Source organism: Nocardia sp. NPDC127526, assembly GCF_042672265.1.
GTDB lineage: Bacteria > Actinomycetota > Actinomycetes > Mycobacteriales > Mycobacteriaceae > Nocardia.
The window spans coordinates 38,951-63,911 of the sequence record NZ_JBHXVO010000012.1 but is presented as its reverse complement, the minus strand read 5'-3'; the positions used below and the strand labels follow the sequence as shown (position 1 = coordinate 63,911).

Sequence of the window (24,961 nt, the reverse complement as noted above, 5' to 3'; positions counted from 1 at the left end):
GTATGTTCTTCACGCTCTCCGCCGATTCGGCCGCCGCGCTGGCGACCGAGGCCGCCGCCCTCGCGGGCAAGGTCGAATCATCCACCGAACCCCTGTTCGCGCTGGCCGCCGAACTCGCGGACCGGCCGCACGGACCGCACCGCGCCGCGGTGGTCGCCGACGATCGGGACACCCTGGTGGGCAGGCTGCGCGCCATTGCCGCGGACGAACCGGGCAATGGGATCGCGGTCGGCCGGGCACGGTCGGCCACCCGACCGGTCTGGGTCTTCTCCGGTCACGGTTCCCAGTGGGCGGGGATGGGCCGGGAACTGCTGGCCGCCGAACCCGCCTTCGCCGCCGAGATCGACCGCCTCGAACCGCTGATCGCTGCGGAGAGCGGATTCTCGTTGCGCGCAGCGCTTTCCGGGGAGATCGACCGCATCGACCAGGTGCAGCCGACGGTGTTCGGCATGCAGCTGGGATTGGCCGCGACCTGGCGTTCCTATGGTTCCGAACCGGCGGCGGTGATCGGCCACTCCATGGGTGAGGCGGCGGCCGCGGTGGTGGCGGGCGCCCTGTCGGCCGCGGACGGCGTGGCGGTGATCTGCCGCCGGTCCCGGCTCATGCGGCGGCTCAGCGGATCCGGGGCCATGGCGATGGTGGCCCTGCCCGGCGAGGTCGTCGCGGCGGAACTCGCCGACCGGCCGGAGGTGACCATCGCGGCATTGTCGGCCCCGACCTCCACCGTGGTCGCCGGCGACACCGTGCGGGTGCGGGCGCTGGTGGACGCCTGGACGGCGCGGGATCTCATGGCGCGCATCGTTCCCGTCGAGGTGGCCTCGCATTCACCGCAGGTGGATCCGATTCTCGCCGATATCGCCGCCGAACTCGGGGACCTGCGCCCCGCGCCGTCCCGGGTCCACATCTACTCGACCGTGCTGCCCGATCCCCGGGCCGCCGCCTCGTTCGACGCGGGCTATTGGGTCGACAACCTCCGGCAGCCCGTGCGCTTCGGGGCCGCCGTGCGGGCCGCGCTCGCCGACGGGCACGACATCTTCGTGGAGCTCTCGCCCCACCCGTTGCTGGTGCACGCCGTCCGCGAGAACGCCGACACCTCCGGTCACGAGGCGACGGTGCTGTCCACCATCCGGCGCGGCGGCAATGCCGCCCTGCGCTTCCGCACCCAGGCCGGCGCGCTGCACTGCGCCGGAGGCACGATCACCTGGCCATAGCCGAGCCCCACCCGTCATCCGGCGTGCTTGCCGAGCCCCACGAGGGGAACTTTCGACCAGGCGCTCACCGGCGCGGTACGGCCTTGGCTCTCGCTGTGATGTCCTCGAGCACATTCCGATTCACGCCGCGTGCGCTCAGGTCTTCTGCGAGCGCGACCAATTCCTGGCGGGCGAGTTCCGGATCACCGTTGGCGATATGGAGATTCGCGCGCAGGGTCACCAGTTCGTTGTAGGTGAGGTTGGCCGATCGGTCGTCGGATTTGCGGTAGCGCTGCAAGCCCGGTTCCGTGACCGCCAGTGCGGCCGCGGGATCGGCCTTGTGGCGCTGCACCATCTTGTCCTCGCCGTCGGTGATGGTGCGGCCGAAGAAGTCCCGGCCCACGCTCTTGGCGACGGTGGTGGCGACCTTGGCGCCGAGGTCGTCATCGGCGAAACGGTCGGCGGCCTCGGCGAGGGTCCGCAAACCGGTCGCCAGATACGGGGACATGGAACCGCCGAAGGTGAGCGCGAGACCGACCTGCCGGTCGAAGAATTCGGCGGCGAAGCGGTCCTGCTCCTTGGTGGCGGGCTGGCCGATGCGGACGCCGAGGGTATTGGACACCGCGTACTGGTTGCCGCTGGAATAGACGGCCCGGAGTTCGTACTGGCCGGGCTCGTCGAAGACGAAGCCGCGCTTGCCGAAAGTGAGCGGCACGAGTTCGCTGTAGCGATCGGGGCCCTGCGCGCCGTCTGCCGCCGGAGCCAGCACCCGGGTCTCGGGGAGACCGTAGAGGCACATGACCGAGTTGAACTGCACCGTCCTGCCATTGGGTTTGCGGACGAGCACCGTGGTCGTGCCGTGGTCGGGAGACAGCCGGGCGTCGATCGACTGCGGCACCGGCAGCAGATTGCGCAGGCGGAACTCGATCTCGACCGGTTCCATATAGGAGAAGTACGACGGTGCGCGCAGCAGCAGTTCCAGCGACTGGTCCGGGCCGAGCCGGGTGGCGCGGACGGCCGGGGATTCCAGGTGCCCGCCGGAGGCCCACGGGTCGCCACCCATCATGACCGAGGCGAGATCGCCGTGCCGCAGGTGCACGAGTTCCTCGTCGTCGAAACGGAATCGGAAATCGGCCCAGAACTTGTCCTGGCCATTGATCATGTCGTAGCGCCAGTCGTAGTTCATCCACGACAGCGAGTTCGGGCGCGCCTTGTTCCAGGAATGCAGGAAGTTGAAGGCGTGGCCCGCCTCGTGCACCCAGGTGTAGAGAAAGTGCCGCATGGCCCGCGCCTGGGCGACGGTCTGCGGCGGGCCCGCCGCCAGGTCGTCGAACCAGGTGTGCTTGCGGAACACCGCGAAACCCTGCCGCTCCGGGGAGCGGCCCGCGCCACCGAATCCGGCGTCGGCGTCGAACATGATGCCGCCGACCGTCGGGGATTCGAAGGTGCCCGCCTGCAGGCCCCACATGCTCCAGGCCGGCCAGGCGCCATTGATGCGGCTGAAGGCGGTCTCCATGGCGTCGTGCAGTTCGGCGGGACTCCAGCCGGCGAAACCCGGTGCGCTGTCATCGATGACGGTGCGCACCGGGTCGACGGTCAGCCCGACGCCCGCCTCCCGGTAGGCGCTCTCCAGCGTGAGGATGCGGCGGCGGGTGCCGCCGGGGCGATTGGGGTGGCTGTGGGTGTCGTACACCGGCACGTGCGGTGCGGTGTTCACCGATGCGGCGTAATCGAGTTCGAGCACCATGGTGCGGAAGTCGTCGGAACGGTAGTTGCAGAGATAGGCGGCGGTGGTGGTGCCTCCGGTGCTGAACTCCACCATGGCCGGGCCGATCGCCGCACCCGACCAGGGCACCGTAATCCGTACCTGGACAGCCGGATTCGGGGTGCGCTGCCAGTACCGGACCGCGCCGGTGACGACCACCCGATCGGCGGACCAGGCGACGGCGGGATTGTCGACGATCCAGGATTCGATATAGATCGGCTGCGCGGGCGGGGCGGGCGGCGGGCTCCCGCCGAGCAGCTGGAAGAAGTCACCGCTGACCCGGTTCATGACCGGCGAGTCGCCCGAATAGCGGGTATCGATATCGATGCGCAGGTCGAGCAGGCTCGTCCGGGTGCCGAGTTCGGTGCCGAACCCTTCGTACCGGCCGCTGACCGGGCCGCGCTGCAAGGCCAGCGGATCGGATGGGCCACTGTGCTCTGTCGGCGGGCCACTGCGCTCTGTCGGCGGGCCACTGTGCTCTGTCATGAATTCCCCCAGGACGGCGTGACATTGGTGCTCCGCGAAGGCTTGCGGGCCGTTTCATCATTTCACCGCCGTCTGCCCGCCACACGAGTACGCACTACCCGCATCCCGGCCCGCCACTACTCACCGGACCGTCGCCACATCGATTGCTGACAGATCGCTGTATGGTGTGCCGACCCCATTGTCTGCCCGGATTGTCGCTACCGAAGGAGTAGGTCTCCGATGGCGCTGCGGTACCTCTGCACCGGCCTCGCCGGCATCGCCATGCTGACCTTGATCAGCATGGCCACACCCGCTTCCACCTCGCACGCAGCCCCGGCCTGCGACCTGGAGCCAACCGCCGGAACGATCACCCGCACCGTCGGCGCACGCCCCTACCGCCTACACGTCCCACCCGGCCTGACCTCGAAATCAGCTCCGCTGCTGATAAGTAACCACGGCGGCGGAAACACCGCAGCCGTACACGAACTGGTCACCGCCTGGACCCCCTACGCCACCGAACACCACTTCATCGTCGCCTACCCCGAAGCCCCCACCACCTACTGGAACTTCGACCAGCACTCCCCCGACGTCACCTACCTGCGCGACGTCGTCTCCGACATCCAATCCACCTGGTGCACAGACCCCCGCCGCATCTTCATCGACGGCTTCTCCAGCGGCGCCATCATGTCCCAGCGCATGGCCTGCGACGCCCCTGACCTCTTCGCCGCCGCCACCTCCTGGGCAGGCTTCGACCCCACCGACCCCAATGTCGGCTCCGGCCCCCACCCCACCCCCTGCGCCCCCATCCGCCCCATCCCCGTAGCCCTCTTCCAAGGCGAACACGACTTCAGCTCCACCCCCGCCGTCGGACAGGCCAATGTCGAAAAGTGGCTCACCCGCGCCCACAACGACCCCAACCCGCAAACCTCCACAGACACTTTCGCCACCCTGCGGAAATACGCCCCCGGCAAATCCGGCGCCACAATCTGGTGGCGCACCTACAAGAGCGTCACCCACCTCTGGCCAGGCGGCGATACCGGACAAGACCTCCGCGACCACATCTGGCAATTCCTGGACGCCCACCCCCGCCCGTAGCTCCGTCCCTGGCGGCGCCGTCCCCGCCACGGCACCGCCAGGGCACACGAAAGTGGCTACCGCGACCGAAGCCCCCGGCAGCCACTTCCGCACCAATAAAGCCCATACCGGACCACATGGACAAGACAGCCAACTAGCCCTGAACAGGGTCTGTGAATCCGGTATCACAACACCCCAATGTGCGAATGACTTCAGCGACCGGCATGACGGAACGCTCTCGGTGTGGTACCCGAAAGGCAGCGGGCTTGCCTGCCGAGAGGAGTTGCCGATGGGTACCGAACATTTTCTGCCGTTCCGCAAGAATGCGGTCATCTCGCTGTGCGCGGGAGAGCTTCCGGAGGAGGAGCGAGAGTCGTTCGCGGAGTTCGCGCGGATGCTGGCGGCATTGGCGCACTATCGGTTTCAGGCGCGGGGGGATGCGGTGCTCGATGCCTATCATCTGGTGGATCCGGCCGAGGATGTGCGGACCGTGGGCACCGTGACGGCGAAGGATCGGGCCGTGGCGCGCGAGACGGTGGAGGCGGAGTTGGTGGCGCTGGCCGAGGCCGCCGAATTCACCCGGATCGATGCGGCGGAGATCGCGCGGGCTTTCGCCGAGGACTCGCTGGTGAAGGTGCGGTTGGCGGTGGAGGAGGAGGGCATCGACACCGTCATGTTCTTCCGGCGCGGGGTGTCGCAGCGCACCGAGGAGGTGAAGTCGCTCTACGGGTTGCGGCGGCGGCGGATCGAATTCACCAACTACGCCAAGGTTCTGGTGTACATCGCCTTCACCGACGACGCCCCGAGTCGCCCGCCTGGCACGAGTTCGGTGCTGCTCAAGCTGTTCCAGAATGTGCCGCGCAATGATCTGGAGATGCTGTATCCGAACGTGCGGGTCCGGATGCGCACCCGGGACAAGCTGTTGATCGGGGTGCCGGCGGTGATCTCCGGCATCGTCGTGATCGCCACCAAACTCATTGCCTCACTGGGTGTGCTGGCGCTGCTGCTCGCATTCTGGATCGGGCTGCGCGACGAATCCGTGCACCTGGACAAGACCGCGCTGGTGACCCTGGTCGCGGGGCTGGCGGCCTTCGGCGGCTATCTGTGGCGGCAGTTCTCGAAGTTCAAGAACCGCAAGATCAAACTGATGAAGTCGCTCTCGGAGCACCTGTACTTCCGGAACCTGGACAATGACGCGGGCGTCTTCCACCATCTGCTGGGCGCGGCGGAGGAAGCGGAGGTCAACGAAACCCTGCTGGCCTACCACTTCCTGGACACGGCCGAAAACCCGCTGACCGCCGCGGAACTCGACGAGCGCATCGAGAGCTGGTTCCGCCGACGCTGGGACACCGCCTTCGACTTCGAGATCCGCGACGGTCTGGACAAGCTCCGGGAACTCGACCTGCTGACCGAGAACGAGCACGGCCGGCTGGGCGTGGTGCGGCTGCCCGAGGCCAAGCGGCGGCTGGACCGCCGCTGGGACAACCTCTTCCGCCACAACCGGTGAACGCGCTACTTCACGATGTTCTCGAAATCGAACAGCCCGGCCCAGGTCAGCTCCGCCTCCTTGACGTGCTCCGACCGGCCCGCGGTGGAGATGTAGTTGATGAGGGGGATATCGGCCATGTCCTTGACCAGCACCGTCTGCGCCTGCGCGATCTTCTCGTAGGACGCCTCTGGCGACGATGCGGCCTGCGCGGCCGAGAGCAGGGTGTCGAACTCGGGGCTGGAGTACTCGATGTCGTTGGTATCCGATGTCGAGAGGTATTGCGCCACCAGGAATTCCAGCATCGACGGGTAATCGCCCTGCCAGCCGTACCGGAACGCCTTGCCGATGGACCGGGAATGGATGAGATCGCGGATCTGCTTGAAGGTCGGGTACGCCACCGCCACGACATCGATCCCGAGGGTGTTCTTGATGCTGTTGGCCACCGCCTCGATCCACGCCTGATGCCCGCCGTCGGAGTTGTAGGCGATCTCGAACCGCCCCGACCACGGCGCGATGGCATCGGCCTGCGCCCACACCTTCTTGGCCTCATCCGGGTTGTAGCGCAGGGTTTCCGAACCGGGCAGGTTCTCCCGGAAACCGGGCAGCGTGGCCGCGGTGTAATCGGTCGCCGGAATCTTGGTGCCGTTGAAGATGGTGTCGCAGATCTGCTGCCGGTTGATCGCCATGGAGATGGCCTGGCGGCGCAGCAGCCCCTCCTGCCCGCCGAAGTGCGGCAGGTTCGGCTGAATGCCGAGATGCTCGTTCTGCGCGGTCGCCTTGGTGATGGCGCGATCCCCGAGATCATCCTTGTACGTGGACAGCGCATTGTCCGGGATCGTGTCCAGCACATCGAGATTGCCGGCCAGCAGATCCGCGTACGCGGTATCGAAGGACTGGTACATCTTGAACTGCAGGCCCTTGTTCTTGGCCGGCCGCCCGCCCTGGTAGTCCGGATTCGGCACCAGGTCGATCTTCACATTGTGCTCCCAGGCATCCGGCCCGGCGAACTTGTACGGCCCGTTGCCGATCGGGTTCTTCCCGAACGCCTCCATATCCTTGAACGCCGCTTCGGGCATGGGATAGAACGGCGCGAACCCCAGCGAGAGCTCGAAGTCGATCGACGGATGCTCCAGCTCGATCGTGAAGGTCCGATCATCGACCACCTTCAACCCCGACATGGTTTGCGCGACAGGCTTTTCCGCGGCCACGTCGGCATATCCCTTGATCGAGGTGAACACCCAGTTCTGCAACTGCCCATTGGTGCCGAGCGCACCGTAGTTCCAGGCGTCCACGAACGACTTCGCCGTCACCGCCGTGCCGTCGGTGAACTTCCAATCCGGTTCGAGCGTCACCTTGTAGTGCTGCCGATCGGTCGTCTCGATCGACTGCGCCACCTCGTTGTGCGCCACCCCCTCCGCGTCGTAGTACTTCAACCCCGCGAACAGCCGATCCACCACCCGGCCGCCGAAGAACTCATTGGTATTCGTCGGCACCAGCGGATTCTGCGGCTCGCCGCCATTCACGGTCACCACATCACTGTGGCTCTCGCTCGAGGAACATCCGGTCAGCGCCAGGCTCGTGGCCAGCACCGCCGCCGCTGTCAGCGCACCCCATCGTAGAAATCGCAACGCCCTCTCCTGTCCTCCGGGCATGAGTGATCGTGCGCGACACGCGGGTTCACCGAGGCCCCGCCCGATCACGTCGGAATTGGTTCGCACACTAACCGTGTGAAGGGGACTTGTCAGCGCATCCGGCGAGAAGCCCTGTGAAACCGAGCCTTTCACAGCGAGTCTGTGCCTAGACTACGCAGATCCGAGATTAATCCGGCGGATTGGGTCAAAAGCCTGTCAATCTGCCGGAATAACCGGCGAATAGCCGGATAATATGCGAGGCAGGCGTCAGATGAGAGTTGGCATCACGGGCGGGTCGGGATTCATCGGCTCCTATGTGTGCGAGGAACTCGCCCACCGGGGTCACGAACCCGTGATCTTCGACCACCGGCGCCGCGCGGGCGCCCAGCCGTACGAGATCATGCTCGGCGATATCCGCGACGCGACCGCCATGACCGAGCTCGCCGCACACTGCGACGGCATCATCCATCTGGCCGCGGTACTCGGCACCCAGGAGACCATACGCAGGCCGCAACCGGCGGCGGAGACGAATCTCACCGGCGGCCTGAACTTTCTGGAGGCCGTGGCGCAGTACGAGCTGCCGGGCGTGTACATCTGCGTCGGCAATCACTGGATGAACAACAGCTATTCGATCTCCAAGACCGCCGTCGAGCGGTTCGTGCACATGTACAACGCCTACCGGGGCACCCGGGTCGTCAATGTGCGGGTGGTAAATGCCTACGGCCCGCGCCAGGTGGCCGCCGCGCCGTTCGGGGCGGGCAAGGTGCGCAAGCTCACCCCGGCGGTCATCTGCCGGGCGCTGTCCGGGTGGCCGGTCGAGTTGTACGGCGGCGGCGTGCAGCGCTCGGACATGGTGTGGGTGGGCGATGTGGCGCGGGCGCTGGTTTCGGCGCTGGAGACGTCCGCGCGCGGCGAGGTGCCGGAGGCCGTCGTGGAAGTCGGTCCCGCACAGTCGCATTCGGTCCGGTCCATCGCCGAGCTGATCATCGACCAGTGCGTCGAGCTGGGTCATCCCCGGGTTCCCGTCCTGAGCCTGCCGATGCGGCCGGGTGAGGAGCCGGGGGCCACGGTCTCGGCGGATCCGACCACCCTGACGGCCATCGGGATCGACCCGGAGTCCTTGCGGCCGCTGGCGGAAGGCATGCGCGATACCGTTGAATGGTTCGCCGAAACCCGTGGCTCGCATTGGCTTCCGCAGCCCGCGCCGGTCTCGTCGGCGACCGTGTGAGGCGCGCCGGCCATGCTGAGCCTCACCGTGGTCGTCCCCTGCCTGGACGAGGAGGACACCGTGCTCGCCGCGCACCGGGCGATCGTCGCCGAATTGGGCGAGCACGACCTGGAACTGGTGTTCGTCGATGACGGCAGCACCGATTCGACGCTGCCGCTGCTGCGCGATCTGACCGCGAACGACGCACGCGTGCACTACATCTCGTTCGCCCGCCGGTTCGGTTTCGAAGCCGCCTTCGCCGCGGGCTACAAGTACGCGAGCAAGGACTGGGTGCTGCACGTGGACGCCGACCTGCAGGGCCATCCGGCCGAGGCGCACCGGCTCATCGCGGCGGCGACCGACCAGGTGGACGCGGTCTTCGCCGTCCGCGACCACCGCGACGATCCGCGGCTGCGGCGCTGGGGATCCACGCTGTCGGACCTCATCGCCCGACGCCTGCTCCGGATCGAGCTGCCGCGCGGCGCGACCACCTTCCGCCTCATCCGGACCGGCGTCGCTCGTCGCGTGGTCGAATTACGCCGTCCAGCACCGTATTTCATGGCGACGCTGCCGCGGATAACCAGCCGCTACATCACCGTGCGGACCGCGCATCGGGCCCGCCGGGCGGGACGATCGAAGTTCACCATCGCCCGCCTCGCCAGGCACGCCCTCGACCTGTACGTCGGGCACTCCACCGCCCTCGCCACGGCCGCCACGGTCGGGCTGGCGGCCGGGACGCTCGCGGCGCTCGCGGCACTGATGCTGTTGGGCCCCGCCGGAAACTCGCCGGCTATGGCCGCATTGCTGCTCGCCCAGCTGGCCATGCTGCCGACCGCGGCTCTACTGCTGCGGTATTCGGTCCTGGCGGCCGGCCGCTACGGCCCGGCGCTCTACTACGTCCGCGAATCCGATCTACCGATCGAGCCGCCGGATCGGCTGGAGCTCGAGCGCGCCGAGATCACCGGTGGCGTCCGATGAGCGGCACCCTGGTAATCCTCGGCGGCGCGGACGGTTCCATCCCCACCTACCGCCGCGCCCGCGAACTCGGCTACCGCACAATCTGTGTGGATCGCCGTCCCGATGTCCTCGCACGGCCACTCGCCGACGAGTTCGTGCACCTCAGCATTCACGATCCGGAACCGATCGCGAACGCGCTCGACGGCCGCACCGATCTCGTGGGTGTGCTGTCCCCCGCCAGCGACACCGGCTTGCCCGCACAGCGCAGGCTGATCCGCAACTGGCGGCTCCCGGGTGCACCGGCGGAGGCGGTGGTGCGCGCATCGGCCGACAAAGCCCATTTCCGAGCCGTCTGCGACGGTCTCGGCTTTGCACACCACCGCTATGTCACGGGTCTCGTCGATGCGCATCTGCCGATCCGCGCCGCGTCCCTGCGATTCCCCGTCCTGGTGAAGCCGATCGACGCGCAGAGCAGCCGCGGCATCCAGGCCTGCGCCGACGTGCATGAGGTGGCGGCCGCGGCGGCGACGGCCAGCGACTTCGCCAGCGACGGGAGAGTGATCGTGGAGGAACTCATATCCGGAAGACATTACAGCGCCGAAGCATTCGTCGACCAGGGCCGTATCGCCTTCGTCGGCGTGAGCGCCAGAACCCTCACCCCTCCCCCGCACTTCGTGACCACGGCGCATCGGGTCCCCGCCGATCTCGACGCCGCTCGAACGCACGAACTGACCCACATGCTCGACGACCTGGTCGCCGAACTCGGCTACCGGCGCGGCCCGCTGACCGTCGATCTGCTGATCGATGACGCGGACCGAATACACCTGATAGAGATGGGCGCCCGAGTCGGCGGCAATGGCCTCGGCGACCTGGTCCGCCACGCGTACGGCGTCGACCTCGTCGGCGCATCCATCGCGGCGGCCACCGGACAGCCCGCCGATGTCACCCCGACCCAGACCCGCGAAGCCGTCGCACAGATCCTGTTCGCCGACCGAGCCGGCACGATCACCCGGGTGATCGGCGCCGACGCGGCCGAGACGATCCCGGAGCTGGTCGAGCTCACCCTGTTCGCACACCCGGGTTCCCCGGCGCTGCCGTACGACAATGCGGCGAACAAGCTGGGGCACTTCGTCATCGCGGCCGATTCGCCACAACAGGCTGCCGCTGCGGCCGCACGAGCACACAATGCACTGCGCTTCGAGCTGAGCGGTGCCGCATGAGCTCCGTGATTCGCAGTGCGGGCCTCGGGGTGCTCGCGGTCGTGACAGCCGCTGCCGTCTGGCTGACGGGTGGGCAGGAGCAGGATCTCGGGAATCTGTGGGCGTTGCTCATGCCGCTGGTTCCCTTTGTGTTCGCCACCGAGACGATTGCGAGTCTGCGGCCCGACTGGTTCCGGCGGGGGAGGTTGGTGGAGGTATCGGCGCTTGCCGGGTTTGTGGCGGTGTTCTGCTTCTTGGTGCCGAAGATCTTCGCGGCCGCCATGGACGGTGATCTCGATCGGCATTACGCGTGGATGCGGATATTGGTGCCGATGTTGATTCTGTGCCTGGTCTTCGCGTTGCGGCTGGGTGGGGGCGGGGCGGCGACGGTGCGCAGGGTCGGGTACGCGGGGATTCTCATCATGCTGTCGGGGATCGAGGATCTGACCTTCCAGTTGTTGCGCGGCAATGGGGTTGCCGAGCAATGGGATTGGGCCGATCACATGACGGTGGTGCTCGGGCATGTCGCCAGCCGGGCCGAGGCGTATGTGTTCATCGCGGTGCATTCGGTCATTGCCGTGGTGGTGGTTTGCCTGCCGGATCGGTTGTGGCATCGGGCCGGCGGTGAGGTGCAGCGGCGCGTGCGCGCACGGACGCGGTGATGGTTTCGGCCCCGGATCGGGTGGCGCTGCCCACGATCGGCACCGTGCTGTCGCTGCTGGCCGGGCGGGGAGCTTTCCGGATCGCCTACCACGCAATGGCTTTGGTATTGCTGGCGTGCTGGGGAGCCGAGGCGTTCGGGCTGTATGCCGGGGCGGCGGGTGCGACGGCCTGGATCGCGCTGCTGAGTTCCGGGGCGGAGAAGACCGTGCTCAAGTTGGTGCCACGACTGCCCCGCACCGCGAATGCCGTGGCGCGCACCGCTGTACTGACTTCGGCTGTGCCGCTGGCGATTGCCGTGCTCTGCACCGTGGTCGCGGCGGGTTCGACGGCGGTGGTCTATCCGCTGGCGGCGGCGTGGAGCGCCGGGCTCGGGTTGCTCACCGTGGTGGTGGCGGTCCATCGGGCAGCCGGTCGGCCGGCGCGGGACAGCCGGGGGTTCCTGCTGCTCACGGCACTCCTGCTGATCGCCACGGGTGCGGGAACGAGACTGACTCCCGCCGGTCAGCTCCTGCTGCTCGCGATGACCACCTGCGGCGCTGCGCTGTGGTCGGCCAGGGGAATCGGCGCGGCTCTGTCGGCGACGGCCGGATGGACATCCGCCCGACCACGGCGGCAGGTCACGGCGGCGGTATTGCGTTCCGAACTGCTGCTCGGCCTGTACGAGCCGCTCGGCGCGGCGTCGGTGGGGGTGCTCTATTTTGTGCTCGCACTCGGGAGCCGGCATGGCGACAGCACCACGTTGTATCTGGCCCTGCTGGTTTCGAGCGTCGTGGGATCGCTGCTGCTGTACCTGCTGCGGATCTATCAGCCCGCTTCCTCACTGCGGCTGCGCGGGACGGGGGCACGCGCGGGAATCGACATCGCCCGAAGGCTTTTCGTCATCGCGCTGGCCGGGAGCGGGGCGGGGTGCGCACTGGCGGCCGTGGCCGCCGGACCCTTCTCCGGCACAGCGCTCCTGGTGGTGCTGCTGTGTTTCGAGATCCCGATGCACGCGCTGGTCAGCCTCGCGCTGTTCCTGCTCGAGAACACCGGTTCCCGCGAGCTGATCATCGCCGCCACCGGCGCCGCGGCCCAATTCGCCGCGGTGGTAGTGCTCGCTCCGCTGCTGATCCCCGCGCACGGACCCGTCGCGGCGCTCTGGGCGCTGGTGGCCTCCTACGCCGTGCTCGCGGCAGCGGCCCTGGTCAGGCTCGGGAGGCCGGTGTGACCGTCGAAGTGTTCGACCCGAACCGGGATGGCGAACCCGCCTGGTGGGAGGAGTTCCGGCGCGCCAACGGGCTTCGCGCAACCTGGGCCTGGGAGGTCCTCGCGGCCGGCGGACCGCGGCTGGGCCTGGCCGTAGCGCGCGACAGCGGAACCCCGGTCGCCATGGCCGCGGCGCGCTGGACCTATGGCGTCGCGAACGTCGCCGCACCGGGCAGCACCGGACAGCCGGGCTGGTGGGTGGCCGACCCCGAACGGCACACCGAGATGCTGCGTCTCCTCGCGGGCGGGCTGCGGTCCCGGTTCCGGCATGCGGTGCTCGGCACATTGTGGCGCGAACTCGACCGTGAACAGGCCGCCGCGCTCGGCCACGTCCGCATCCTCAGGGAGGTGAATCCCCTTGCGGTGCTACCGATCGAATGGCCGGATGCGGACGGCTGGCTGGGGACACTGTCGTCGAATCGACGCAGGAGCCTGCGAAAAGGCGCCCGACTACTCTCGGCTGCAACGGATCTCGTTGCCGGAGACGGCTTGGCGAGCGAGCTCGACGCCGAGCAGCTGATCGGACTGTTCCGCCGCACCGAGGTCAAATACCGGGGCGTGCGGCAGCCCCCGCGCATGTCCGATCGGTGGCTGCGTACGCTGCTGGCCCATCCCGAGGTCCGGTCGGTGTCCTATCACGATGCGGCGGGAAACCTATTGGCGGCCTTCACCATCCTCGATCATCCGAGCTGGCCGCTGGTACACCGATGGGGTGCGTTGCCGGTCGGCGCGGGCGGACACCAGCACCTGTACTTCGACGGCGTCCGCCGCACCGTCGCTTGGGCGGCTACCTCCGGAAAGCAGGGCCTCATCTGGGGCAAGGGCCTCGATGAGGTCAAGCAGCGCCTCGGCTGCCGCCTGCTGCCCCGCTACGCCGTCGCCCTGCCCGGGCGCTGACCGCTAGCGGACCGCGAGCGCGACGACCTGGGTCACCTGTTCGGCATTGTCGATATGCGACAGACCGACGTCGTCCAGGTCCACCAGCAGTCGTTTGGTGACGGGCCGGGCGCCGGCCGTCGACGCGCCGTGCACATTGGTCGCCGAACGCAGGTCGGCTTCGTAGACGCGGACCTTGTTGCCGACGCCGGCGACGAACGAGCGTTCCATGACAAGGAGTTTCGAGGCGGTCGTGGAATCCGCGGCGAGGATGGAGACGGTTGAGGGAACCGGTGGTGGCGGTCGGATCGGGCCGCCCTGGAGGAGACTACGGGGGTGAGGGATGACAAGGCCGAGCTGATCGTTGTCGATGCCGCGAACGTCGTCGGGTCACGGCCGGACGGCTGGTGGCGCGATCGCGCCGGGGCTGCCCGCCGGTTGCTCCTCGCGGTATCGACCCTCCGGGACCGCCTGGACTACCCGGTCGACGTGGTGGTCGTGCTCGAAGGCGCGGCGAAAGCGGCCGATCCGGAAGGGATCGGCATGGACGGAGTTCGCGTGGTCCTGGCCGCCGGGTCGGGCGATGACGCCATTGCCGACACCGTGACGGCGGCCGCGGCACAGGACGGCGACCGGACCATCACGGTGGTGACGGCCGATCGCGGACTCCGGAATCGCGTCGAGGCCGCGGGTGCCGGCACGGTCGGTCCGCGCTGGCTGCTGGACCGTATCGAGTCCTGACACGAATGTGAACCATCACCGACCGGGAACTGGTGGCGGCGACACGCCGTCGAAGCCCGCCATCAGTTCCCGGTCGATGCCTTTTCGGATTTGCGGCGGTCGCCTTCGAGGACGGCGTCCACGTATTCGGCTATGGCGTCGCGGTTTCGGGTGAGGACCTCGATGCGGGTGGTCATGCGGGTGAGTTCGCATTCCAGCGTCGCGAGCATCTCCGGGGTGGCGTCGGAGAAGTGGATGACGCGCGGTTTGTCGAGGCAGGGCAGGATCTGCTTGATGATGCGGGTGGGCAGACCGGCGTCGAGCAGGCCGCGGATTTGCAGCACGCGGTCGACACAGGCCTCGTCGTATTCGCGGTAGCCGTTGACCTGGCGCTGCGAGACGATGAGGCCCTGCTCCTCGTAGTAGCGCAGCAGGCGGCGCGAGGTTCCGGTGCGGGCCGACAGTTCTCCGATGCGCATATCGGATCCCTCACAGGACTTCGGGTTGACCTTCACATTAATGTGAGGGTTTCAGCATACGTACATGGTCAATCGAACGTCCTCTCAGAACGATTCCCCGGTCGTGAAAGTCGATTCACGACTACCGCTTTCGGCCCTGCTGGCCTTGACGACGGCCGCGTTTCTCACGGTGCTGACCGAGGCGCTGCCGGCGGGTGTGCTGCCCGCCATGAGCGCCGGGCTGCACGTCAGCGAAGCGGCGACCGGGCAGCTGGTGACCGTCTACGCGACAGGCACCGCGCTGTCGGCGATTCCGCTGTCGGCGGCCACGGCGGGCTGGCGGCGCAAGCAGTTGCTGCTGGCCGGGATCGCGGGCTTCCTGGTGGCGAATACGGCGACCGCGGTGTCGCTGAGCTATCCGCTGACCCTCCTCGCCCGCTTCGTCGCCGGCATCGCCGCCGGGGTGGTGTGGGCCCTGCTGGCCGGCTACGCCCGCCGGCTGGCGCCGGAACCGTTGCAGGGCAAGGCGATCGCCATCGTGATGGCGGGCATTCCGCTGGCGTTGTCGCTGGGGATTCCGCTGGGAACCTTCCTGGGCAAGGCCGTCGGCTGGCAGCTCACCTTCGGCCTGATGTCGGTGATCGCGGTGCTGCTGATCGGCTGGATCATGGCGGCCGTGCCGGACTTCCCGGGCCAAGGTCGGGCGACTCGAATCCCATTGCTCGCCACCGCGAAACTGCCCGGCGTCGGCGCGGTGCTGTTCGTCACCCTGACATTCGTGCTGGCGCACAACATCCTGTACACCTACGTGGCCACCTTCCTCGACGAGGTCGAGTTGAGCGATCACGTCGACGCGGTGTTGCTGGTGTTCGGCATCGCCTCCATGGCGAGCATCTGGTTCACGGGCATCCTGATCGACCGCCAGCTGCGCGGATTGACCATTGCCGCAACCATTCTGGTCGCCATCGCCGTGGCGCTGCTGGCCGCGGTCTCCGGCAGCGCGGTCCTGGTGTTCATCGCCGCGGCGCTGTGGGGCCTGGGCTGGGGCGGCGTGCCCACCCTGCTGCAAACCGCGGCGGCCATCGCGGGCGGCGAGGCCGCCGACACCGCGCAGGCCATGCTGGTGACGCTGTGGAATGCCGCGATGGCGGGCGGCGGCATTGCCGGCGGCGTCCTGCTCGACGCGTTCGGACCGCGGGTGTTCCCGTGGAGCGTGCTCATCCTGCTCGCCCCGACCTTGGTGGTGGTCATGGCCGCTCGGGCACACGGATTCCCGGCCCGCGCACGCTGAAGGCACCCCGGATCAGCTGACAGCTCGGCGCGAGTCCCACCCGTCCTCCCGGCGCGCTTTCGCCCGGGATCCGCCACTCCGTGCGAGATTCCGGCCAAAGGCACGCCGGAATGACGAGGAGGGCCGAGGACTTTCGAGCAGGCGCTCAGTTGTTGGCGCGCCGAATGGAGCGCTGCACCAGACCTCGGAGGCCGGGCAGTTGGATTGCGCGCAGCATCATCTCGCCCAGCCACACCTGCGCCTTGCTGGACGGCACGAAGCGTGCCATCCCCTTGCGCGCCAGGGCTTGTCGTTTCGCCACCTCGGGCCGCAACTCGGCCTCCCATCCGGCGAGATCGGCGGGGATATCGCCATTGCCCGCCGCCAGCGCCGCACCCAGCCGGTCGGCGCCGTCGAGTGCGAGAGCCGCGCCGTAGCCGGCGAATACGGTGACGCACCAGGCCGCGTCGCCGAGCAGGACCACGCGGCCGCGACTCCAGTCGTCCAGCACCACCTGGGTGACGGAATCGAAGTAGGCCGCCTCCGGATCGGCCGCGAGCTGCGCCAGCGCATCGGCGACGCCCCGGCCCAGATCGCCGAAGGCGGCCGTCAGCGAATCCACCGGCCCGCGCGCCAATTCCGCCTCCGGATCGGCGCTGCCGTAGGTGAAGAACGCCGATGACCGCCCCGCACCGAGGTTCATCACCGCCGCCGTCCGCCCCGGCCCGAGGAAGGTCGTACCCACCCCCTGCGGCACATGCTCCGGCACCTCGGCGAGCGGAAAGGCCCCCACCATATTCCCCATATCGACCAGACACTCTGCGCCGGAGCCGAATACGAGATCCCGCACGCGCGAATGCAGCCCGTCGGCCCCGATGAGCAGATCGGCGTCCACCTCGTGGCCGTCGCTCAACCCGACTCGAACCCCGTTGTCGTGCTGGTGGATCGATTCCGCGGTGACGCCGAAACGAATCGTCACGAGCTCGCGCACCGCCTCGTACAACACCGTTTCCACGTCCCCGCGGAACACGCTCAGCGCCCGATCCCCCACCGCAGCCTGGGCGACCGCGGCCGGCACCGTCAACTTCTCCCGCCCGTCGGCGTGCACCAGCACCGAGGTGAAGAACCCGATATCCCGCGGCCCGAGCGCGGGCAGCAGCCCCAGCCGCTCCGCCGCATCGAATCCCGGTCCGTGCAGGTTCACCAGATAGCCGCCGCTGCGCCGCCCCGGCGCCCGCTCGAGGACCAGCACCTCCCAGCCGTCGCGCGCAAGCCGCAGCGCGGCAGCCAGACCCGCGATGCCGGCGCCGACGATCACCACCCGTTTCGCCGCGTTGTCTCTCACGTCCATGCGTCAACTATTAGTTGACGATGCCTATGTGGTCAACCTTAAGTTGACGATCTTGTCGGGCGAGATCGCACCCGAACCCGTCGGCAACGCCCGCGGACATTGCGAAGTTGCACTCATATCCGGTGGTCCGCGGCTATTGTCCCGGGGAGCCGCACCGCACGAGTCACCGTCGAGCTACACCTACTCACGGAAGACGCATCGCATGGCCGACGAACAACGCCTGCCCGTGGTCGCCTCGAGGCCTCCCCGGGATCGCGTCAGCGACGACGCCTGCCCGGCCCCGCCGTCGCGAATCGCACCGGAGGCGGCCCGCAGGCTCGCCGAACTGCTGGCGGGCATCGCGGCCGGGGATCGGGAGGCCTTCACCGAGTTCTACCGCGCCACCCAGCACCGCGTATTCGGGCTGGCGCTGCGCATCCTGCGCCGCCCCGCCGCGGCGGAGGAGATCGCGCAGGAGGTGTACCTGTACGTGTGGAACGCGGCCGGGCACTACGACCAGCGGCTGGCCACCCCGATCGGCTGGCTGATGATGCTGACGCACCGGCGGGCCGTGGATCGGGTGCGGCTCGAAAGGTCAGCGGCGACACGGGATCTCGCGTACGGGCACCGGCAGCTCGGGCGCGACCACGATATCGTCGCCGAGACCGTGGACCAGCGCTCGGACGAGCGGGCGGTGCTCGACTGCCTCGGCACGCTCACCGACACCCAGCACGAGACGATCGCGCTCGCCTACTACGGCGGGCACACCTATGCCGAGGTGGCAGACCGGCTCGGGGTTCCGCTGTCGACGGTGAAAACCCGAATACGCGACGGCCTCCGGCGATTGCAGAACTGTCTGACAGGATCGGTGACCGATGCCTGACATCTCGCGATCCGGCGACCTGGCCGAGTTCGCCCATCCGTACGCGCTCGATGCGCTCACCGAGGCCGAACGGCGCTCGGTCGACGCCTTGCTGAACCGCGCCGACGAGGTGGACGCGGCGTCGTTCCGGACCACCGTGCGGGAGATCCGCGAAACCCTGGCAACCATGACGACCGTGGACGCACAGGACGCACCGGCCGCACTGGAGGCGTCGATTCAGCAGGCCCTCGATGAGCAGATCGCCACTGGGACTTCGGCGGAACGGCCCGGGCGAGCCTCGACGACGACGTCCGATCGCGCCTCGGGGACGACGTCCGAGCAGACCTCTGGGATGACGTCCGAGCCGAGCCGGGGCATACGGTCGGAGCGGGCCGCGGCGATGCGTTCGCGGCGGGCGCTGGGGTGGGTCGCCGCCGCCGCGGCCGCCGCCGCGCTCGTGATCGGCGGGTTCGTCGTCAAAGACCTGGTGCAGCACCGTGATTCGGAGACGCTCACGGCCGAGCGGATCCGCACGGAAGGCGATGCCCGCACGGAGACCGCGGGGCTGGCCGGGGGCGGCAGCGTCACCGTCGATACCTCCCGGGTGCTGGATGCGGCGCTGGTGTTCTTCGATGACGTGCCCGCGCCGTCGCCGGGCCGGGCCTACCAGCTGTGGCTGATCCCGGCGGGCGGAACGCCGGTGTCGGCGGGCGTGCCCGAGACGCTGCCCACCGAAAGCTCGCCGCTGCTGGTGCGACTGGGCGATGCGCGAACCCTGGCGGTGTCGATCGAGCCGGTGGGCGGGTCTCCGCAACCGACCACCGACCCGATCGTGGCCGTACCGCTGGGCTGAGCGCGGATCAGGACAGTGCGATCACCGCGGTGGCGCGGCCGAAGATCCGGCGGCCGTCCTGGGTGGCGGTGATCGCCACCGTCGCTGTTCCGCTATTACGGTGCAGGGCAATGACTTTGCCACCGAACTCGATGGCGCTCGCCGCGCCCGGGACCACGTAGACCGGTCCGGTGATGCGGACGCTGTACTGGCGCATGGCACGCGGGTCCTGCGCCCAGGAGGTGAGGTAGCCCGCGCCGAGCCCCATGGTCAGCATGCCGTGCGCGATGACGCCGGGGCCGAGGCCGACGAGCGCACCGGTCGGCTCGAACCAGTGGATCGGATTCGGATCACCGGCGACGCCGGCATAGTGCACCAGATCGCCCAGGGTGAGACGATAGCTCCGCGCAGGCAGCTGATCCCCCACGGCGACCCGGTCACGGCTGCGGCCGCGCATCCGGAACTGCTGCACGGCAGGGGTTTTCGTATTCGTCGGCACCTCGTCCACCTCGGGCGGCGCAATGGTGAGGACATCGTGGCGCAGCACGCCCGCATTGAGTTCCGCCAGCCGCAGGCCCAGCTCCGCCTCGGGGGTGCGGGCGATAATGCTGGTGTTTCCGATCAGGACGACCTCGCCGTCCTGATCGGTAATGGTGTTGGTGACCGCCAGCAGATCGCCGCCGAACGCCTCGCGATGCGATTGCAGCGAGACGGTGCTGGTGAGCCGATCGCCCACCACCATGGGGCGGTAGAAGTCCATGACCTGCTGGGTCTGCACCGCGGTGGTGAGATCGCAGGCGGTGAGCAGGCCCGCCAGGGCTTCCTGTGCCGCGCCGGCGAGCAGGGCCGCGAAGGTGGGCGGGGCGAGCAGCCCGCGGTAGCCGAAATCGGCGGCGGCGGATTCGCTGACATGCGCGGGATGGTCGTTCTGGACGGCGCGCGCGAATGCCCGGACCTGTTCGCGGCCGATTTCGTAGTCCTCACGGAGCCGGTAGCTGCGGCCGACCATGTCGCGTAGCTCGCGCACCCGGTCATCGGTTTCCGGAACCGCGGCCGCGGGCGGCTCGAGCACATCGTCGCGAGGGGCGTTCCCGAGGGCAACCACCAGTCTGTCTCCTCCAGTTGTGCGAATGCGGATACCAACTAGTCGCGACGGATACTGCTCCGGTTTGGTCATCGACGGAGCCATTCACGCATTGTGATCCACATCACAACCAATCGACCAAACCTGAGGTCCGGGCGTAACGACCAACTGGCGACCGCTAGTGCCCAGCCATCGACGCCGCCCGGAGGTTGCCCGCATGACTCGTCACGCCCCCTTCTACGCCGAGGTACAAGCGCACTACGACCTCTCCGACGACTTCTTCGCCCTGTTCCTCGATCCCACCCGGACCTACAGCTGCGCGTACTGGGAGCGGCCCGACAGCACCCTCGAACAGGCCCAGATCGCGAAAATCGATCTGGCGCTGGGCAAGTGCGATCTGCAGCCGGGAATGACCCTGCTGGACATCGGCTGCGGGTGGGGTTCCACCATGCTGCGGGCGCTGGATGCCTACGACGTGAACGTCATCGGCCTGACGCTGAGCCGGAATCAGCACGATTACATCAGGGCGCAGCTCGACAAGCGCGAATTCCCCGGCCGCCGTGCGGAAGTCCGGCTACAGGGCTGGGAGGAGTTCGACGGCCAGGCCGATCGGATCGTCAGCATCGGGGCTTTCGAGCATTTCCGGCAGGAGCGCTACGAGGACTTCTTCGGATTCGCCTATTCCACCCTGCCCGCCGATGGCGTGATGCTGCTGCACACCATCGTCATGTACGGGCTCAACCATCTCCGGGCCAACGAGATCCCGCTCACCCGTGCGGATATCGGCTTCATGCGGTTCATTCGCACCGTCATCTTCCCGGGCGGGCAGCTCCCGCTGCCGTGGGGGCCGATCCCGCGGGGCGTGCGCGAGTACGCGCAGGAGGCCGGATTCACCGTCACCCGCACGCATCCGCTGCGACTGCACTACGCCACCACGCTCGATCACTGGGCCGACGCGCTGAGCGCGCGTCGCGACGAGGCCATTGCCCTCGCGGGCGAGGACACCTACGACACCTACATGCGCTACCTCACCGGTTGCGCACACCATTTCCGTGCGGGTCACATCGACGTCATGCAGTTCACCTGCGCCAAGGACCCGCAGCCCGATCTCGCGTGCGCTCCGCTCAGCCGACGGGCAGTGGATTCACGGCCAGGGCTCGAGCGGCCTCGACCGCGGTCAGCGCATTGAGGCGGCCGAAGCCGTATTTGCTGCTGCGGCCGTCCGGACCGTAGGCCCCGCCCTGCGGGTCGATCTTGTCGCAGGAACCCTTCAGGAGGTTCTTGACCTCGTCCCAGGTCAGCTCCGGGTTCACCGACAAGGCGAGGGCGACCACGCCGGCCGCGCCCGGGCAGGCGCTGGAGGTGCCGCCGAAGCTATTGGTGAAATCACCGGCGGCGTCACCCAATTCGGCATCGCCCGGGTTGTAGCCGTCGGCGCCGTGACGATCGACGGTCCAGATGCCCGTGGTGCGGGGCTCCGGGTGCGAGAACGGCTCGTGGCCGAAGTCGTTGCTGGGGAAGGCGCACCAGACGGCCTTGCCGAAATCGCTGTAGACACTGCGCTTTCCGGTGTCATTGCAGGCGGCGACGGCGATCACCTTGGCGTGACTGGCGTAGCCGTCGTTGTCGACCGATTCATTGCCATTGCCCGCGGCGAACAGGATGACGCAGCCCTTTCCCGCACGGCCCTTGGTGATGACGTGCTCGATGGCCAGGCGGGTGCTGGCGGGCATCTGCACGACCTGGTTGTGCGCCGGATCGTTCGGGCGGAACCACGCGCCGTCGGCGGGGCCCCAGCTGCACGAGATGACGTCCGCGCCATGGTCGGCGGCCCATGTGAAGGCTTGGGCCTCGGCCTGGGAGCCGAGCCCGGAGGCGAGTCGGATGGGCATGAGCGCGGCCTCCGGGGCGACCCCGGACGCGCCGACGGCGCCGTTCGCACAGGCCACGCCCGCACATGCGGTGCCGTGGTTATCGCCATTGTCGGGGCCCGTGCCGAAGGCGTCCTTCGGGCGCGGGTCATCGGTGCGCAGTGTCGCGTCGCGGGGCGCGACCACCTTTCCGGCGCCGGCGAACTCGGGATGATCGATGTCCACGCCGTCGTCGATAATGGCGATGGTCACCCCGCCGCCGCGCGTGAGCGCATGCGCCGCTTCGACATTCGCGTGCGCATCAATGGTGATGCCGCCGATGGACGTCTTCTTCAGATGCCACTGCCGGGTGAAGATCGCCTTGCGGGACCGGCGGCGGATCAACTCCGGATGGCTGTACTCCACATCGGCGCGATCCAAGAGGGTATTGGCGATATCGAACACCCGCTGTCCCGTGCCCTCCGGCGCGGCGGCGAAGTACGCGTTGTCGGCGTAGTCCACCTGCTCCTTGACCCGCAATCCGGCCTCGCGCAGCACGGCCAGGCAGTGCTCCGGATCGGCGTCGTCGACGAACTTCACGAAAATGTTCTCGGTGTAGAGCACCGGCTCATCCGTGCCCGGATCCACCAGGACACTCCCGGCGAACCGCACCTCCGGCGCGGCGTCGATCCGCGGCTTGCGTTCCTCCACCGAGGGCGAGCCGGGCGGCACCCGGTACACCTCGACGCCCACCTCCGGGTGGGCCTGCACCAGCGTCGCGTCATCGAGTTCACCGGCGACGGCGGTGCGCACCGACCCGATCTTGCGCGGCACGCCGCGCCCTCGATGCGCCCGCACCACAATCAGATCCGGACTCTGCTCGAGTTCGAAACCGGGCTCGTCCTTCGTCCCGAAATTCGCGGTAGGCACCATGACTCCCTTCGCCATATGACCCGAGCACTACCCACAATGTAGCCGCGGCAACCCTGGAAGAGGCGAGTACCGGGGTACTCCAATACCGGCGGGGAAATGCCGGGCAACCGAGTGTTCGGGCCGTATCGGCTGCCGAAGTCCGGGGCCGGTGGGACGATCATCGAATGACCGGCGATTATTTCGATCTCGGTACCCATACCCGGCGGGTCACGACTGCTTCCGCGACCGCGCAGGTGTGGTTCGACCGGGGTCTGGTCTGGGCCTACGCCTTCAATCACGAAGAGGCCGCGCGGTGCTTCACCCGGGCGCTGGACGCGGACCCGGACTGTGCGATGGCCGCTTGGGGGCTGGCCTATGCGCTGGGGCCGAACTACAACAAGCCGTGGGAGTTCTTCGACGAGACGGAACTGGCGGCGACGGTCGCCGATACCTATGCGGCGGTGCGGCGGGCGCGGGCCCGCGCGGGGTCGGTGACGCCGGTGGAGCAGGCCCTCATCGAGGCTCTCGCCGCCCGGTACCCGCGGAATGCGCCCGAGGGCGACGGCTCGGCCTGGAACAAGGACTACGCGGAAGCCATGCGCGCCGTCCACGCGCGATTCCCCGACGACCTGGATGTCGCCACGCTGTGTGCCGACGCCCTGATGAACCTCACCCCGTGGGCGCTGTGGGACCAGCGCACCGGCGAACCCGCCGCGGGATCGTGCACCGTGGAGGCCAAGGCGATTCTGGATCGCGCCCTCGAATCCGCAGCGGGCCGGGCACATCCGGGCATCCTGCACCTGTACATCCACCTGATGGAAATGTCGCCGACACCGGAAACCGCTCTCCCCGTGGCGGATCGCCTGCGCGGCCTGGTCCCCGACGCGGGGCACCTCGAGCACATGCCCACCCACCTGGACGTGCTCTGCGGCGACTACCGCAGCGTCGTCCGCTCCAACTCGGCCGCCATTGTCGCGGACGAGAAATTCGCCCGCCGCACCGGCGATCTGAACTTCTACACGCTCTACCGCGCCCACGACTATCACTTCAAGATCTACGGCGCGATGTTCCTCGGCCAATCCTCCGTCGCCTTGGAAACCGTTGCACAACTGGAGAACTCCATCTCGGAGGAACTGCTGCGAGTGACCTCTCCGCCCATGGCCGACTGGCTGGAGAGCTTCGTCTCCATGCGCGTCCACGTCCTCATCCGCTTCGGTCACTGGGCGCAGATCATCGACCTCCCGCTCCCCGCAGACCGCGACCTCTACTGCGTCACCACCGCAATGCTGCACTACGCCAAGGGCATCGCCTACTCGGCGACGAATCGGCTGCACGAGGCCATCCGCGAGCAGGAGCTCTTCGAGGCCGCCTACGCCCGAGTCCCCGAATCCCGGACCCTGTTCAACAACACCTGCCGCGACATTCTCGCCATCGCCGCCGCCATGCTCGAGGGCGAGCTCCAATACCGGAACGCCGACTACGACAAGGCGTTCGAATCCCTCCGCCACTCCATCCACCTGGATGACAGCCTCCCCTACGACGAACCCTGGGGCTGGATGCAACCCACCCGCCACGCCTACGCCGCGCTCCTCCTCGAACAAGGCCACATCGCGGAGGCCGAAGCCGTCTACCGAGCCGACCTCGGCTTGGACGACACTCTCCCCCGCGCCTCCCAGCACCCGAACAATGTCTGGAGCCTGCACGGCTATCACGAATGCCTCACGCGCCTGGGCAAATCAGAACCGGCCCGGATCATCGCCCAGCAACTGAAACTGGCTCTGGCCCAAGCCGACATCCCCATCGAAGCCTCCTGCTTCTGCCGCTTGTCCACAGCGCACACCGGGACTCCCGGCGAACCCTGCTGCCACTGATCCACTCACCG

At 68.2% G+C, this 24,961-nt stretch carries 22 protein-coding genes; 15 read left to right on the top strand and 7 right to left on the bottom strand.

Annotated features, from left to right (window positions below):
* Positions 1-2 precede the first annotated feature (2 nt).
* Entirely contained in the window at positions 3-1,211 is a 1,209-nt protein-coding gene (locus ACFVIV_RS20780; protein ID WP_379198627.1) for an acyltransferase domain-containing protein, read from the top strand.
* 64 nt (positions 1,212-1,275) lie between these two features.
* Here ACFVIV_RS20780 and ACFVIV_RS20775 read toward each other — a convergent pair whose 3' ends face one another.
* The gene (locus ACFVIV_RS20775) at positions 1,276-3,441 is read right to left on the bottom strand and encodes a hypothetical protein (RefSeq protein ID WP_379198626.1); all 2,166 of its coding nucleotides are present in this window, start codon (positions 3,439-3,441) and stop codon (positions 1,276-1,278) included.
* A 219-nt stretch (positions 3,442-3,660) separates the two neighbouring features.
* Here ACFVIV_RS20775 and ACFVIV_RS20770 point away from each other — a divergent pair, with 219 nt between their 5' ends.
* Positions 3,661-4,515 (top strand): alpha/beta hydrolase family esterase, encoded by an 855-nt coding sequence (locus ACFVIV_RS20770; protein ID WP_379198625.1) that lies wholly within the window; start codon positions 3,661-3,663, stop codon positions 4,513-4,515.
* Between the two features lie 268 nt (positions 4,516-4,783).
* Entirely contained in the window at positions 4,784-6,001 is a 1,218-nt protein-coding gene (locus ACFVIV_RS20765; RefSeq protein WP_379198624.1) for a TMEM143 family protein, read from the top strand.
* Between the two features lie 5 nt (positions 6,002-6,006).
* Here the strand turns inward: ACFVIV_RS20765 and ACFVIV_RS20760 are convergent, their stop codons facing one another.
* Positions 6,007-7,611, bottom strand: a complete 1,605-nt coding sequence (locus ACFVIV_RS20760) for an ABC transporter substrate-binding protein (RefSeq protein WP_379198623.1) — start codon at positions 7,609-7,611, stop codon at positions 6,007-6,009.
* A 274-nt stretch (positions 7,612-7,885) separates the two neighbouring features.
* Between ACFVIV_RS20760 and ACFVIV_RS20755 the strand changes: the two genes are divergently transcribed.
* Genes ACFVIV_RS20755 through ACFVIV_RS20730 form a run of 6 tightly spaced genes read left to right on the top strand, consistent with a single transcriptional unit; the run spans position 7,886 to position 13,782 of the window.
* On the top strand, positions 7,886-8,842 hold the full coding sequence (locus ACFVIV_RS20755) for an NAD-dependent epimerase/dehydratase family protein (protein ID WP_379198622.1): 957 nt from the start codon (positions 7,886-7,888) through the stop codon (positions 8,840-8,842).
* Between the two features lie 12 nt (positions 8,843-8,854).
* A complete protein-coding gene (locus ACFVIV_RS20750) occupies positions 8,855-9,799 on the top strand; it encodes a glycosyltransferase family 2 protein (protein WP_379198621.1) in 945 nt (314 codons plus the stop codon).
* Positions 9,796-10,998 (top strand): ATP-grasp domain-containing protein, encoded by a 1,203-nt coding sequence (locus tag ACFVIV_RS20745; RefSeq protein ID WP_379198620.1) that lies wholly within the window; start codon positions 9,796-9,798, stop codon positions 10,996-10,998. The genes ACFVIV_RS20750 and ACFVIV_RS20745 overlap by 4 nt, the downstream gene beginning before the upstream one ends.
* Positions 10,995-11,639 (top strand): hypothetical protein, encoded by a 645-nt coding sequence (locus tag ACFVIV_RS20740; RefSeq protein ID WP_379198619.1) that lies wholly within the window; start codon positions 10,995-10,997, stop codon positions 11,637-11,639. Before ACFVIV_RS20745 ends, ACFVIV_RS20740 begins: the two co-directional genes overlap by 4 nt.
* Positions 11,639-12,847: a hypothetical protein gene (locus ACFVIV_RS20735; protein WP_379198618.1), complete on the top strand. Its 1,209-nt coding sequence runs from the start codon at positions 11,639-11,641 to the stop codon at positions 12,845-12,847. The genes ACFVIV_RS20740 and ACFVIV_RS20735 overlap by 1 nt, the downstream gene beginning before the upstream one ends.
* Entirely contained in the window at positions 12,844-13,782 is a 939-nt protein-coding gene (locus ACFVIV_RS20730; RefSeq protein ID WP_379198617.1) for a hypothetical protein, read from the top strand. The genes ACFVIV_RS20735 and ACFVIV_RS20730 overlap by 4 nt, the downstream gene beginning before the upstream one ends.
* Positions 13,783-13,785: 3 nt before the next feature.
* Here ACFVIV_RS20730 and ACFVIV_RS20725 read toward each other — a convergent pair whose 3' ends face one another.
* The gene (locus ACFVIV_RS20725; RefSeq protein ID WP_379198832.1) at positions 13,786-14,070 is read right to left on the bottom strand and encodes an esterase-like activity of phytase family protein; all 285 of its coding nucleotides are present in this window, start codon (positions 14,068-14,070) and stop codon (positions 13,786-13,788) included.
* A 27-nt stretch (positions 14,071-14,097) separates the two neighbouring features.
* Here ACFVIV_RS20725 and ACFVIV_RS20720 point away from each other — a divergent pair, with 27 nt between their 5' ends.
* Positions 14,098-14,502: a hypothetical protein gene (locus tag ACFVIV_RS20720; RefSeq protein WP_379198615.1), complete on the top strand. Its 405-nt coding sequence runs from the start codon at positions 14,098-14,100 to the stop codon at positions 14,500-14,502.
* A gap of 62 nt (positions 14,503-14,564) precedes the next feature.
* Here the strand turns inward: ACFVIV_RS20720 and ACFVIV_RS20715 are convergent, their stop codons facing one another.
* A complete protein-coding gene (locus tag ACFVIV_RS20715; protein WP_379198613.1) occupies positions 14,565-14,960 on the bottom strand; it encodes a MerR family transcriptional regulator in 396 nt (131 codons plus the stop codon).
* Positions 14,961-15,024: 64 nt separating this feature from the next.
* On the opposite strand from ACFVIV_RS20715, the gene ACFVIV_RS20710 reads away from it, so the two are divergent.
* Positions 15,025-16,230: an MFS transporter gene (locus tag ACFVIV_RS20710; protein WP_379198611.1), complete on the top strand. Its 1,206-nt coding sequence runs from the start codon at positions 15,025-15,027 to the stop codon at positions 16,228-16,230.
* A gap of 145 nt (positions 16,231-16,375) precedes the next feature.
* On the opposite strand, the gene ACFVIV_RS20705 is transcribed toward ACFVIV_RS20710, so the two are convergent.
* Positions 16,376-17,560, bottom strand: a complete 1,185-nt coding sequence (locus ACFVIV_RS20705; RefSeq protein ID WP_379198609.1) for an FAD-dependent oxidoreductase — start codon at positions 17,558-17,560, stop codon at positions 16,376-16,378.
* A gap of 202 nt (positions 17,561-17,762) precedes the next feature.
* On the opposite strand from ACFVIV_RS20705, the gene sigK reads away from it, so the two are divergent.
* Both sigK and ACFVIV_RS20695 read left to right on the top strand, forming a co-directional pair.
* Entirely contained in the window at positions 17,763-18,422 is a 660-nt protein-coding gene (gene sigK, locus ACFVIV_RS20700) for an ECF RNA polymerase sigma factor SigK (protein ID WP_379198607.1), read from the top strand.
* Positions 18,415-19,254: an anti-sigma factor domain-containing protein gene (locus ACFVIV_RS20695; protein ID WP_379198605.1), complete on the top strand. Its 840-nt coding sequence runs from the start codon at positions 18,415-18,417 to the stop codon at positions 19,252-19,254. The genes sigK and ACFVIV_RS20695 overlap by 8 nt, the downstream gene beginning before the upstream one ends.
* A gap of 7 nt (positions 19,255-19,261) precedes the next feature.
* Here the strand turns inward: ACFVIV_RS20695 and ACFVIV_RS20690 are convergent, their stop codons facing one another.
* Positions 19,262-20,338 carry a fused (3R)-hydroxyacyl-ACP dehydratase subunits HadA/HadB gene (locus ACFVIV_RS20690; RefSeq protein ID WP_379198603.1) on the bottom strand — a complete coding sequence of 359 codons (1,077 nt, stop codon included), beginning with the start codon at positions 20,336-20,338 and terminating at the stop codon, positions 19,262-19,264.
* A gap of 196 nt (positions 20,339-20,534) precedes the next feature.
* Between ACFVIV_RS20690 and ACFVIV_RS20685 the strand changes: the two genes are divergently transcribed.
* Positions 20,535-21,506, top strand: coding sequence for a cyclopropane mycolic acid synthase family methyltransferase (locus tag ACFVIV_RS20685; RefSeq protein WP_379198601.1), 972 nt, complete (start codon positions 20,535-20,537; stop codon positions 21,504-21,506).
* Here ACFVIV_RS20685 and ACFVIV_RS20680 read toward each other — a convergent pair.
* Complete coding sequence (locus tag ACFVIV_RS20680; protein WP_379198599.1) at positions 21,442-23,100, bottom strand: S8 family serine peptidase; 1,659 nt, start codon at positions 23,098-23,100, stop codon at positions 21,442-21,444. The two genes, ACFVIV_RS20685 and ACFVIV_RS20680, sit on opposite strands and share 65 nt — an antisense overlap.
* Before the next feature lie 164 nt (positions 23,101-23,264).
* Between ACFVIV_RS20680 and ACFVIV_RS20675 the strand changes: the two genes are divergently transcribed.
* Positions 23,265-24,950 (top strand): tetratricopeptide repeat protein, encoded by a 1,686-nt coding sequence (locus ACFVIV_RS20675; protein WP_379198597.1) that lies wholly within the window; start codon positions 23,265-23,267, stop codon positions 24,948-24,950.
* Positions 24,951-24,961: the final 11 nt, after the last annotated feature.